Raw genomic sequence first — 12,116 nt, 5'->3', positions numbered from 1 at the left:
TTCGACCCGTGATTTGGTTCCGTCAGACCGAAACAGCCAATGGCGTCACCAGTTCCCATGTCAGGCAACCACCGCTCTTTCTGTTCTTCGCTGCCATAGCTGTGGATGGGGTACATCACAAGCGCCCCCTGCACGCTTGCCATCGAACGCAGTCCCGAGTCGCCCGCCTCGAGTTCCTGCATCAACAGCCCGTACGCGGTTTCGCTGATGCCCGGCAGCCCGTACCCCTCAAGGTTTGGTGCGAAAAAGCCGAGTTCCCCAAGTTGTGAGATGAGTTCCGTCGGGAACGTCCCTTCGATGAAGTGCTCGCCAATGTCTGGTTTGACCTCTTTTTCGACGAATTCGCGGGCAGTCTCCATGACCATCCGCTCTTCGGCTGAAAGGTCAGATTCTAGTGAGACGAAATCTAACATAGTCTACTAAGGCATTTGGAAAAACCGGGTTAAACTATTTCGATGGGGTTTTCTCGGCAAATTCCTCCGTCTCTGGCGTCCAGCATTCGTCGTCAATGCGTACGCGAACCGCAGCGGTGCTGGCTGGGCATTTTCACGACCGATACCGCCAACAGTACTCCTAAGTGTGGGGGTCAAGTGCTGTCACACATGGACCTACAAATTTCGGGCAACACCGCGCTCGTCACCGCATCAAGTAGTGGTCTCGGCAAAGCATCCGCGAAGGCGCTCGCACGCGAAGGCGCGAACGTTGTCGTCAACGGTCGCTCGCAGGACTCACTCGACGAAGCCGTAGAAGAAATTCGTGAGGTCGCAACGGGCGAGGTCATCGGCGTCCAGGCAGACCTCACCGAAGCCGACGACATCGAGAACCTCGTTCAGACGACGGTCTCAGAGTTCGGCAGTCTCGACCACCTCGTCACCTCCGCGGGCGGCCCACCATCGGGGCCGTTCCTCGAGACCACCGACGAAGACTGGTACGACGCCTTCGACCTGCTCGTCATGAGCGTCGTTCGACTCGTCCGCGAATCGGCAGACCACCTCGCCGCAGGCGATGGCGGCACGGTCGTCAACATCACCTCCCGCAGCGTCAAAGAAGCCATCCCGTCGCTCGTGCTCTCGAACGCGGTCCGCATGAGCGTCATCGGCTTAGAGAAAACGCTGTCGCGCGAACTCGCCCCCGAAATCCGCGTGAACTCGGTTCTTCCTGGCCCTCACGAGACCCGGCGCATCCGCGACCTCATCGAACAGGGCGTCGAACGTGGGGAGTACGCCTCCTACGAAGACGGCCTCGCAGCCCGTGGGGAGTCGAACCCTCTCACCCGAATTGGCAAGCCAATGGAACTCGGTGACACCGTTGCCTACCTCTCCTCGCCGCTTTCGGGCTACATCAACGGCACGGCGTTGCCAATCGACGGTGGTCTCGGCAACTCCAACCTGTAACTGACGCCCTCCCTCGCTTTTTGCAGTATGTGACAGTCTATCGCTAGACTAATGACTACCCCGCAAAAAGCAAGCGGGCATGAAGCAAGTCGATTTTGACGAGGCAGAAACGTATGAACCGGACGAGGGATGGCGGCGGGTCTCGCTTGCTGGCAGTGACAAATTCACCTTCGAGTGGTTCGAGAAGCCGCCGGGCCACTCCTCACCGATGCACGACCACGAAAACGAGCAGGTCTGTCTCGTGCTCAAGGGCGAACTCACCATCTACACCGAAGACGACGAAGTCACTCTCTCTCAGTACGACTCTGTCTGGCTGGATGCGTGGGAGTCCCACCGCGTCGAGAACACGGGCGACGAACTCGCCGTCGGCCTTGACGTGTTCGCACCGGGTCGGAGCTTCGACTTCTGGACCGACCGGGAAGAATAAATGCGGTATCTTGCACGCAGTGCGGACGGGACGCCACTGCTCGGTGACGACGAGGGCTTCGTGCCACTCTCCGCGGCCGATCCAACATTGGAAACCATCGAAGCTGCCTTGACGCAGGCTCCCGACGGTCTGCCTGCGCCGGGTGACGCTCGGGCACAGCGCATTCCGCCAGCAGACATTTCGTTTGGCCTGCCACTTTCCCCCGTGAAAAAGCTCTGGGGAATTGGGCTCAATTATGCAGACCACGCCGCAGACTTAGACGAGATTCGCCCCGAAGAACCCGCGAGTTTCGTGAAACCACCGAGCACTGCAACCGGCCCAGGTGGCCCGATTCGACTCCCCGACGAGGAGGTTACGAATCGCGTGACCGCAGAGGCAGAACTCGGCGTCGTCATGGGGCGGACGTTCTCGCACGTCTCCGAAGCCGAGTTCGACGATGTTGTTGCCGGATTCGTGCCCATCATCGACATGACGTCTGAGGACATCTTAGAGAAGAACCCACGATTCCTCACCCGCGCAAAGAGCTTCGATACGTTCCTCGTCACCGGGCCATGGATTGCCGTCCCAGACTCGCCTGCTGCCTTCCTCGATGACGTCTCCGTCCAGACGGTCGTAAACGACGAGATCGTCGCAGAGAACACGCTCGAGGGAATGTTGTTCAAGCCGCCAGAACTCGTGGCGTTCCACTCTCAGGTCATGACGTTCGAGCCGGGTGACGTGATTAGCACGGGGACGCCTGGGGCCGGTGTCATCAAGCCGGGCGATGCGGTCAAAGCCGTGGTCGAGCCAGTTGGCACCCTCGAAAGCGACGTGAAATAACGACGCTGGCTCACTACCGAGACAGCGACGGAATATTCACTGTCAGCAAAACACACTCTTTTGGTGGTGGGCGGATGTCCATTTTTTTGATGGCAGCTAAACGCTTGTCGGGTAACGGAACGTAGCTCAGGTATAAAGTGAGGATATTCGTGCAATTGAATAGGATAATATAAACACACAATCTATTGGAAAAATTCGGTCGTATGGGGTCGTCTGTTGCTGGTTTTCTAATCTATGACAAAAATAATTATATAGTCCTCTATTCGTCACCTTTATTGCTATCTATCAGGGTTTTCGGGTATGGTTCGTGGCAATTCAGAACACGGTATCGACCGCCGTAGCTTTTTAAAATCAAGTGCAGGAGTGGCCGCAGCGGCCGCAATCGCCGGCTGTTCCGGCGGGCCTGGTGGCTCTGGTGGCGACGGTGGAGACGGTGAACAGCAGTTCGTCACCATCGGCACCGGTGGCACAGGCGGTGTCTACTTCCCACTCGGTGGTGGGATGGCAGACATCCTCAACAACAACATGGAAAGCGTCGAAGCAACCGCAGAGTCAACGGGTGCCTCTGTCGAGAACTGTCGGCTCGTCGCTGACGGCGAGATGACGATGGCCCTCGCCCTCGGGAACGCCGTCCTCCTCGCTGTGAACGGCGAAGGCGACTTCGACGAGTCGCTTGACCTGAAGGCTGCGTTCGGTGCCTACCAGAACAGCACGCAGGTCATCACGACGAAAGACTCGGGCATTGAGACCATCCCGGACATGGAAGGCAAGACCATCTCCGTCGGTGCGCCCGGCTCCGGGACGGAAGTCATCGCAAAGGAACTGCTCGGCTGGTACGACCTCACGTACGACGACATCGACGCCCAACGTCTCTCCTTCTCTGAGACCGCAACGGCGATTCAGGACGGGCAGGTTGACGCTGGTTTCTGGTCGGTTGCCTACCCAGCATCCTCGATTCAGAACCTCGCAAGCCAGCGCGACATCGCGTTCGTGCAGTTCCCCGACGAAGACTTAGACCAGATCACCTCCGAGTACGACTACTACGCAAAGGGCACCATCCCAGCAGGCACCTACGACGGTGTTGACGAAGATGTGAGCGTTCCGGGCGTCACCAACACGATGGTCGTCCAGAGTGACATGAGCGAAGACCTCGCCTACGAGCTGACGAAGACCATCTTCGAGCACCTCGACAAACTCGCTGAAGTCCACCCAGCAGCCAACCAGTTCGAAGGGACGGCCCGCGCCGCACCAATCGAACTCCACTCCGGTTCCAAGAAATACTTCGACGAAGCCGGACTCTAAACGAAACTATGCGCACCCGTGTAGCCGCCATCCTCGTCGCGTGCTGTTTACTCGTGGGTGCTGGCGCAACAACGGGTGTGACTGTTCTTCACATTCAAGACGCACGGACTGGCGAAACGGTCGGCGTCGAACAACTAGACCCCGGCCAGGAGTTCGCCATCCATTACATTCATTCGTTCGACAAAACGCCCATCCACGAAGTGTTCGTCATCAGAGATGGGAAACTCGTCCAGATACGTGAGGAGTTTCAGTACTTTGCAATTGGTCTCGAATACACCGAACGAGACCAAGAGCGGGTCGGGAACTTCACCGTCCTCCACATGGAGCGCGAGTTCGACTCGTTCGCCCTCCGGGTTGCGACGTACACCAACCAATCGCTCGTCGTCGAGGACGAACAGACGCCACTCACTGAATATGCAGACCGATGGGACACGCTCAGACTCTCTGCAGAGCGGGTTTCGTATCTCGAATATGTCTATCTCAAAGCCAAAGCAAAGCTATGACTGATACACCTGACGCAGACACAGAAGAACAGACCGAAGCGGAAACCAAAAAGACGAGGCGCATCAGTGGATTCGCCCGCTACCTCGCGATGGCCGTGGCCGTCATCGCAGGCACCTACCACATCTACACCGCCGGCTTCGGGACACCCGGGGCGTTCATCAACCGGCCGCTCCACCTCGCGTTCGTCACCATCCTCGCTTTCTTGCTCTTCCCCGCCCGCGAGAAAGACAACGAGGGCGTGCCGTGGTACGACTGGTTGTTGCTGCTCATCTCGATACCGAGCGTGCTGTATATCGCCTACGCTATCGAGTTCGGGACGCTTGCAGAACGCTCTGGCGACCCCGTGATGGCCGACCTCGTGTTCGGGGCCGTCACCATCCTCGTCGTGCTCGAAATCACCCGTCGGGCGACCGGACGTGCGCTGCCTATCATCGCTGGTTCGTTCCTCGCCTACGCCTATTGGGGACGGCTCATGCCACAGCCGATTATCCACCGTGGCTACTCAATCGAACGCATCATCTCCCACACGTATCTCACGACTGAGGGTATCTTTGGGATTCCACTCGGCGTCTCCGCGACGTTCGTCGTCGTGTTCATCATCCTTGGGGCGTTCCTCGAGGTGACCGGCATCGGTGACTGGTTCATCGACCTCGCCTACGGCGCGACGGGCCGGACGACCGGTGGCCCGGCAAAGACCTCCGTGATGGCGAGTGGCTTCCTCGCGAGCCTGAACGGCAGTGCGGTTGCAAACACCGCGACCACCGGCGCGTTCACCATCCCGCTCATGAAGCGTACCGGGTTCAAATCGCGCTACGCCGCCGCCGTCGAATCCGCCGCATCCTCGGGTGGGCAGATCATGCCACCCGTGATGGGCGCAGGTGCGTTCATCATGTCCTCGTGGACGGGTATCTCGTATGTGACTATCATCGCCGCAGCGTCGATTCCGGCGTTGCTCTACTTCCTCTCGATTGGCGCGGCCGTTCACTTCCGCGCGAAAAAGCAGGGCTTAGAAGGCGTTGATGCCGAAGACCTGCCCGACCCATGGCATTTGCTCAAGACGGGCGCACACTTCCTGATTCCGCTCATCTTGCTCGTCTACATGCTGGTGCAGGGTAACTCCGCGATGAAGGCCGCGTTCTACGCCATCATGCTGACGCTCGTCGTCGCGATTCCACTCTCGACGGCCAAAGAGTTCGTTGGCGCGCTCACGAAGGGTGACACGAGTACGGTAACGCGACTCGGGCGCAACGCCATCGAGATGGCTATCGCCGCACTCGAACGCGGGATGCGCATGACCATCGTCGTGGCCGCAGCCTGTGCCACCGCTGGCCTCGTCGTCGGCATGGTCACGCTCACCGGCCTCGGGCTGAAGTTCAGCACGCTCATCACGAGCGCATCGGGTGGCGTGCTCATCATCGCGCTCATCCTGACGATGCTCACCTCGATTATCCTCGGGATGGGCCTGCCAACCACGGCTGCCTACGTCGTGCTCGCCGCACTCGGCGCACCCGCACTCACCGCGATGGGCGTCGAACTGCTCGCAGCCCACCTGTTCATCTTCTACTTCGGCATCATCAGCGCGATTACGCCGCCAATTATGCTCGCTGTGTTCACCGCGAGCGGGATTGCGGAATCTGACCCGTGGAAAACAGGGTTTACCGCGCTGAACCTCGCCGCCGCTGGCTTCCTCGTGCCCTACATGTTCGTTTACGGGCCACAGCTCCTGCTCATCGGGAGTACGACAGAAATCGTAATCGGGGCAACGTCCGGCATTATTGGCGTGCTCGCGCTGTCTGCGGGGACGCAAGGCTTCCTCTACACGGCAGCGAGCTACCTTGAGCGCACAGCACTCATCATCGGTGCCGTGGTGCTCATCGCACCCGGCCTGACGACTGACATCGTCGGCTTCGCGATTATCGCAGCCGTCCTGCTCAAGCAGTACACGCTGAACAAAGGGCCGAAGGCGACGGCACCGGCTGGCGCAGACTAACCGATCCTCTCTGCTTTCTTGATTTTTCTCTCAAAAATAGCGACGGTGTTAGACGACGTTGCAGTTCGCGTCAACCCGTGGGTTGAAGTCGGTCGTCAGCCCGTCGGGATTCGATAGGAACAGCCACGAGTGAATCGCGTACGTTCCCGGAATCACATCGAATGGGTGGGCGTGCTTGCCGAAAAGTCTGAACTCCTCAGTCGCGATGTACTCCACGGCGACGAGCGTGAGCTCACCGTCTTTGTAGGCGTACACGAGTACCTCTGGCGATGCCGTATTCACGTCGCCGTCAATTTCAGCGACCTTTCCGTAGTGATACCCCATGCCCGGTACGCACGGAGAGATCTGGACGTAGCCGTCTGCTTCCGCTCGTTCGATGTCTTTGTAAATTCCGAGTCCGGGATGCGCGGCGGCGACACCCGATAGGGAAACGAGCAATACGAAGGTGACAGCGATAACTAGCTTACTGTTCATCTGGAAACCTCAGTAATGGGTTACTGGCGGGCGGTAAAGTAATAAATTGAAAAACGAGCAGTCGGTGTGACACACTCACCGTTAAGCATCAATTGCAGCGACTGTCGCTCACTCCTTTGCTTCTATCTTTTTCGCAATCTCCTCACCGAACGGCAGCGAGGACGTTAGGCCGGGAGAAACAGCGTTTAAGATGTGAACAGCGTCATCGGTTTCGATGAACAACGGGTCTTTGACGAGTTCGCCATCGTCGGTCACGAGTTGGGCGCGAATGCCTGCATAACTCTTGTTCAAGTCTGCTTCGCGCACCTCGGGGACCAACTTCTGGGAGGCTTCTGCGAACTTCTCCTTTCGATACGATTTATTGAGTTCGTCCCACGCCACTTTGAGCATCATCGGCGAGGCGATGAGTTTCAGGAAGCCGTCGTACGTCAGCGTCTCTTTCAGTTCTTCGAGGTCGAACTGCGTATTCTTGTAGGCTTCGCGGCCGAAGGCGAGGACAGCGTTCGGACCGACGATGACCTTCCCGTCTGCGCGGCGGGTGTAGTGAACCCCAAGAAACGGTAGTTCTGGGTCGGGCGTCGGGTAAATCATCGTTTGACAGAGGTGGGCTTTCTCGGGGGTGAGTTCGTAGTACTCGCCGCGAAAGGGGACGACCTGATACTGTTCTCCGACGCCGACCTGCTTCGCGAGGGTGTCCGCATGAAGTCCGGCGGCGTTCACGAGGTAGTCGGCGTTGATGGTGCTGTTAGACGTGGTGAGACAGTAGCCCGTCTCCGTGTGGCGAATCCGTGAGACGGCGTGGCCGAGGTAGAGCGAGACGCCGGCTTTCTGCACTTCGCGGGCGAGCGTGTAGACGTACTGTTGGGAGTCCACGGATGCGGCTTCCGGCGCGTAGAGGGCCGCTTGGCCAACGGCGTGCGGTTCGTGTTTGCGGATTTCGGCTTGTGATTCCAGAATCTCCCATTCGACGCCGTTTGCTTCCGCCTGCTCTGCAAGGTCGTGGAGGCGGCGTTCTTCTTTGTCGTTCGTCGCGACGACGAGGACGCCGAGTTCGTCACACGGGATGTCGTGTTCTGCGCAGTAGGCTTTCATCCGGCGGGTGCCTTCGGTGGCGAATCGCGCTTTTTTCGATTCTGGCGGATAGTTGAAGCCGGGATGGAGAACGCCTGAATTGCGACCGCTCTGGTGGGCAGCGAGGTGATGCTCTTTTTCGAGGACGGCGACGTCGAGGTCAGTGCGCGCGGCGAGGTGCTTTGCGACCGATAACCCGACGCAGCCACCGCCGATGATGGCGACATCGTGGCTGGTCATAGATGCTTGCTACCACACTCTGTGGGCCGCCGGTTTGTGTGTGGCGCTTTCCCGGCGGCAAGGGGATAACGATTCCGCGCCTCTCTCTAGGGAAGTGACAGAGCAGCCATCCGCCCAAACCACCCGTGTCGCCCGTCTGCGCTCGCAGGTGCAGACGAACCCCATGTGGCGGCTGTACGCAGAGTACGGCAAGGCACAGGTTCCACAGGCCATCCTTGGCGTCCTCGGGACGCTCACCTCCCGCAGCGTTGGCCTCATCTCGCCGTTCGTTCTCGGCCTCGCCATCGACGCCGTGTTCGTGAGCCAGCGCGAGTACGCCCTTCCGTTTCTTCCGCAGGCGTGGGTTCCGACCACGCAGACGGGCCTGCTCTGGCTCTCGATTGGTGTCATCGCCGGAGCAACCGTCGTCGGTGCTGTCTTCCAGTGGCTCGCAAACTGGGGCTGGAACAACTTCGCCCAACACGTCCAGCACGCCCTGCGCGTCGATACCTACGACACGATGCAGCTGCTTGACATGGGCTTTTTCGACGAGAAACAGACCGGCGAGATGCTCTCGATTCTCAACAACGACGTGAACCAGTTGGAGACGTTCCTGAACGAGGGAATCAGCTCCGCCCTGCGAATCGGCGTGATGGTGCTTGGGATTGGCGTCATCATGTTCGCTATCAACTGGCCGCTCGCGCTCGTCGCCCTGCTCCCCGTGCCCATCCTCGCCGTGTTCACCTACTTGTTCGTCAAGCAGATTCAGCCGAAATACGCCGCCGTCCGCGCGAGCGTCGGCGCGCTCAACAGCCGCCTCGAAAACAACATCGGCGGGATTCAGGTCATCAAAACCGAGAACGCAGAGAGTTACGAGGTAGAGCGCGTCGAAGGCGCCTCTCAGCATTATTTCGACACCAACTGGGACGCCATCACGACGCGCATCGTCTTTTTCCCCGGCCTCGGCGTGATTACCGGCCTCGGCTTCGCGGTCACGTTCGCTGTCGGCGGCTTCTGGGTGTTGAACGGTGCGCCCGCGGGCTTGCCGGGAACCCTGACTGCGGGCCAGTTCGTGACGTTCATGGTGTACACCCAGCAGTTCATCTGGCCAATGGCGCAGTTCGGGCAAATCATCAACATGTACCAGCGCGCGAAGGCGAGCAGCGCGCGCATCTTCGGACTCATGGGCGAGACGGCAACGCACATGGAATCGGCGGCCGACCCCGACCTCGTCGTGACGGCGGGCACGGTCGAGTACGACGACGTATCCTTTGGCTACGCAAAGGCTGATGAACCGGTCTTACACGACGTCTCGCTCACTGCAACGCGTGGGCAGTTGCTCGGCGTCGTTGGCCCGACGGGTGCGGGAAAATCAACGCTGCTCAAACTGCTCGTTCGAATGTACGACACCGATTCAGGGCACGTCCGCATCGATGGGACGGACATCCGCGACGTGAACACCCAAAGCCTCCGGCGAGCGATTGGCTATGTCAGCCAAGACCCGTTCTTGTTCTACGGGACGGTCAAAGAGAACATCGCCTACGGGACGTTCGACGCGGACGACGAGGCGATCGTGGATGCCGCAAAGGGCGCTGAGGCACACGAGTTCATCATGAACCTCCCCGACGGCTACGACACGATGGTTGGCGAACGCGGCGTGAAACTGTCTGGGGGCCAACGCCAGCGCATTTCGATTGCACGGACGATTCTCAAAGACCCGCCGCTGCTCATCTTAGATGAGGCGACGAGCCACGTCGATACGGAGACGGAAGCCCTCATCCAGCGCAGTCTGAACCGGCTTGCCGCAGCGAAGACGACGTTTGCGATTGCCCATCGCCTCTCGACCATCCGGCAGGCAGACGAGATTATCGTCTTGGACGATGGGCGCATTGTCGAGCGCGGGACGCACAAGCAACTCATCGACAACGACGACCTCTACGCCAACCTTTGGCGGGTGCAGGCGGGCGAAATCGACGACTTGCCACCCGAATTCATCGAACGGGCGATTCGACGCCGCGCGGAGGTTGCAGAAGCTGAGTTTGCCGAAGCCGACGTGGGTGGGGAAAACTGAGGCGGCGCGCTTTTTTGCCTGCATCTCCCTCACTAATTATGGACGAATTTCTGCGACGTGTTTCTGCAATCGAATCTGGCGACGTAGAACACCTCGCAGTCGTGCTCACAGACCGTATCGAACACTTAGCGAGCGTGCTCGACGAGCTTGAGGCGATTCGAACCGAGCAGGATGCGACGCTCGAAGAGCTCGGCGAGCGCCTCGAAAAAACGGAGACACTCAATCCGGAGGCCGTCGCGGATGACTCACTCTCGGTCGCCGCCCACCTAGAGGAGATGGAACGGTACAACGAGCAAGTGAGTGAGGAGCTCGTGCTTCACCGCGAGATTCTCGATGGACTGGCCACTGGAACAACTTCTGTCGAAGCCGCGAAAGCCCAAATTGCCGCCTTCGCAGACGGACGTGAGAGTGCGTTCTAACTGTCTACAATAAACACATACTCCGAAAGTAATATTATCTTTTATCTGAGAGCTATGAGGAATGCATCCGTCACGTCGCTCGATCCTCACGTCGCTCACTGGACTATCTGTTGGTGCGCTTGCTGGCTGTTCGCAACTTTCCTCGCTGACCGACAGTAGCGGTGAGTCGGCCTCCCTCGCGTGGCTTCCCGAACCGGCGGCCATCGAGGTGAATGGTGCGTATGCCATCACGCGAACCAACCCAGCCGCAATCGACGAGGCAGACCGTTACATTTCGACCGACACAGAAGCGACCTTGCGCGCAGCCGGGAGGAGGCCACAGTTTGAACTCATCGACTTCGATGAGATTTCGACGCGCATCGACACGCCCGCCTTTCGCATCGAACACGGCGAGTTCGACACGGAGTTGCTCGTTTCTGACTTAGAAGACCTCGGACTGGACGACGAAGACGAGATTGGGTCGTTCACCATCTACACGGACGAACAATTTGACGTGAGCGCCGGTGTGAGCGATTCTCAGTTCATCTTGGCAGGGCCACCGGGAGCCACAAAGGGTGGCTCGTCGGGCGCAGCGTTCGAGTCGGGCCAGTCGGTGGTCGAAGCGGTCATCGAAACCTCAATGGGCGAAGAAGATGGCTATCTCGAAGCCTCGGACAGCCTCACAGCCATGGACGAACGCCACGACGGCGAGTTCGTGAAACTCGTCCCACACGCAGAACGCGAAGAAACTAACCCAAAGGCTGGCGCGTTCGAAGGAGCCGTTGGCTGGGGAACGAGCGTGTCGATTGGCGAGGAGCAAGCCGACTTGACGTGGACGATTGCGTTCGCTGAGAAAGGGCAGGTCGACCTCGACCCGATTGAGACGTGGGTGGCAGAAACATCGCTCGACGAATTTGACTGGGAGATCTCACAGGAAGGGACGCTCGCTGTACTCACTGTGACTGTCGATACCGATGAGGCAACCGTCTCAGAACAGTTCCCCATCGCACCCGAAGCCAAATACGGCATCTCCCCGGAAAACTGGGAGATTTCGACGGAAGGCGACGCCCGCGTGAACGTCGGCGACGACAGCACGCTCGAACTTACTGTGCACAAGTGTTCGCGTGCAACGGCCTCACAACGAATCCCGGCTCCGGGCGACTCGGTCACGGTGGCGTTCGATTACACAGTTCGGGCAGAGGGCTGGTACGAAATCCCGGATTTCATCGTCGCCCAAGAGAGTGAATTGCTCTATTTCGCGCGCAGCGACATCGAAAAAGCCGCCTACGAGGAAACGACCGGGCACATCGAACAAACCGTTTCAGTGGACCCTGAGAAGGAGGTGTTAATCGCGGCGCTTATCGAACCCTCTGACGTGTGCGGAAACGGTGACCACGGCGACACCGAATTCATCATCGAGAATTTGACCGTGAAGTAATCGGCAACG

Annotated in this window: 12 protein-coding genes; 9 read left to right on the top strand and 3 right to left on the bottom strand. The window is 59.0% G+C overall.

Annotated elements, in window-relative coordinates; translation table 11 throughout:
- Positions 1-413: acyl-CoA dehydrogenase family protein (locus V5N47_RS14995; protein WP_338728669.1), on the bottom strand; the 413-nt coding region annotated here is incomplete at its 3' end.
- Between the two features lie 189 nt (positions 414-602).
- Between V5N47_RS14995 and V5N47_RS14990 the strand changes: the two genes are divergently transcribed.
- The 6 genes from V5N47_RS14990 to V5N47_RS14965 all read left to right on the top strand — a co-directional run bounded on the left by V5N47_RS14990 (position 603) and on the right by V5N47_RS14965 (position 6,436).
- Complete coding sequence (locus V5N47_RS14990; protein ID WP_338728668.1) at positions 603-1,394, top strand: SDR family oxidoreductase; 792 nt, start codon at positions 603-605, stop codon at positions 1,392-1,394.
- Between the two features lie 79 nt (positions 1,395-1,473).
- Entirely contained in the window at positions 1,474-1,821 is a 348-nt protein-coding gene (locus V5N47_RS14985) for a cupin domain-containing protein (protein WP_338728667.1), read from the top strand.
- Complete coding sequence (locus V5N47_RS14980) at positions 1,822-2,640, top strand: fumarylacetoacetate hydrolase family protein (RefSeq protein ID WP_338728666.1); 819 nt, start codon at positions 1,822-1,824, stop codon at positions 2,638-2,640.
- A gap of 300 nt (positions 2,641-2,940) precedes the next feature.
- The gene (locus V5N47_RS14975; protein WP_338728665.1) at positions 2,941-3,942 is read left to right on the top strand and encodes a TAXI family TRAP transporter solute-binding subunit; all 1,002 of its coding nucleotides are present in this window, start codon (positions 2,941-2,943) and stop codon (positions 3,940-3,942) included.
- 8 nt (positions 3,943-3,950) lie between these two features.
- Positions 3,951-4,445, top strand: a complete 495-nt coding sequence (locus V5N47_RS14970) for a DUF1850 domain-containing protein (protein WP_338728664.1) — start codon at positions 3,951-3,953, stop codon at positions 4,443-4,445.
- Positions 4,442-6,436, top strand: coding sequence for a TRAP transporter permease (locus tag V5N47_RS14965; RefSeq protein ID WP_338728662.1), 1,995 nt, complete (start codon positions 4,442-4,444; stop codon positions 6,434-6,436). Before V5N47_RS14970 ends, V5N47_RS14965 begins: the two co-directional genes overlap by 4 nt.
- 48 nt (positions 6,437-6,484) lie before the next feature.
- Here V5N47_RS14965 and V5N47_RS14960 read toward each other — a convergent pair whose 3' ends face one another.
- Positions 6,485-6,910 (bottom strand): hypothetical protein, encoded by a 426-nt coding sequence (locus V5N47_RS14960; RefSeq protein WP_338728661.1) that lies wholly within the window; start codon positions 6,908-6,910, stop codon positions 6,485-6,487.
- A 108-nt stretch (positions 6,911-7,018) separates the two neighbouring features.
- On the bottom strand, positions 7,019-8,221 hold the full coding sequence (gene lhgO, locus V5N47_RS14955; protein ID WP_338728659.1) for an L-2-hydroxyglutarate oxidase: 1,203 nt from the start codon (positions 8,219-8,221) through the stop codon (positions 7,019-7,021).
- Between the two features lie 163 nt (positions 8,222-8,384).
- Between lhgO and V5N47_RS14950 the strand changes: the two genes are divergently transcribed.
- The 3 genes from V5N47_RS14950 (at position 8,385) to V5N47_RS14940 (ending at position 12,107) form a co-directional block, all read left to right on the top strand.
- A complete protein-coding gene (locus V5N47_RS14950) occupies positions 8,385-10,271 on the top strand; it encodes an ABC transporter ATP-binding protein (protein WP_338730310.1) in 1,887 nt (628 codons plus the stop codon).
- Positions 10,272-10,309: 38 nt separating this feature from the next.
- A complete protein-coding gene (locus V5N47_RS14945; RefSeq protein ID WP_338728658.1) occupies positions 10,310-10,690 on the top strand; it encodes a hypothetical protein in 381 nt (126 codons plus the stop codon).
- Positions 10,691-10,751: 61 nt separating this feature from the next.
- Complete coding sequence (locus tag V5N47_RS14940) at positions 10,752-12,107, top strand: hypothetical protein (protein ID WP_338728657.1); 1,356 nt, start codon at positions 10,752-10,754, stop codon at positions 12,105-12,107.
- Positions 12,108-12,116 lie beyond the last annotated feature (9 nt).

The organism is Haladaptatus sp. DJG-WS-42, assembly GCF_037198285.1.
Classification (GTDB): domain Archaea; phylum Halobacteriota; class Halobacteria; order Halobacteriales; family Halococcaceae; genus QDMS2.
This window is presented reverse-complemented; position numbering and strand designations above follow the sequence as displayed.

Coding starts and splice junctions, on each gene's coding strand:
- V5N47_RS14950 (WP_338730310.1), top strand. CDS start 8,385: ATGTGGCGGCTGTACGCAGAGTACGGCAAGGCACAGGTTCCACAGGCC.
- V5N47_RS14940 (WP_338728657.1), top strand. CDS start 10,752: ATGCATCCGTCACGTCGCTCGATCCTCACGTCGCTCACTGGACTATCT.
- V5N47_RS14985 (WP_338728667.1), top strand. CDS start 1,474: ATGAAGCAAGTCGATTTTGACGAGGCAGAAACGTATGAACCGGACGAG.
- V5N47_RS14960 (WP_338728661.1), bottom strand. CDS start 6,910: ATGAACAGTAAGCTAGTTATCGCTGTCACCTTCGTATTGCTCGTTTCC.
- V5N47_RS14945 (WP_338728658.1), top strand. CDS start 10,310: ATGGACGAATTTCTGCGACGTGTTTCTGCAATCGAATCTGGCGACGTA.
- V5N47_RS14980 (WP_338728666.1), top strand. CDS start 1,822: ATGCGGTATCTTGCACGCAGTGCGGACGGGACGCCACTGCTCGGTGAC.
- lhgO (WP_338728659.1), bottom strand. CDS start 8,221: ATGACCAGCCACGATGTCGCCATCATCGGCGGTGGCTGCGTCGGGTTA.
- V5N47_RS14990 (WP_338728668.1), top strand. CDS start 603: ATGGACCTACAAATTTCGGGCAACACCGCGCTCGTCACCGCATCAAGT.
- V5N47_RS14965 (WP_338728662.1), top strand. CDS start 4,442: ATGACTGATACACCTGACGCAGACACAGAAGAACAGACCGAAGCGGAA.
- V5N47_RS14970 (WP_338728664.1), top strand. CDS start 3,951: ATGCGCACCCGTGTAGCCGCCATCCTCGTCGCGTGCTGTTTACTCGTG.
- V5N47_RS14975 (WP_338728665.1), top strand. CDS start 2,941: ATGGTTCGTGGCAATTCAGAACACGGTATCGACCGCCGTAGCTTTTTA.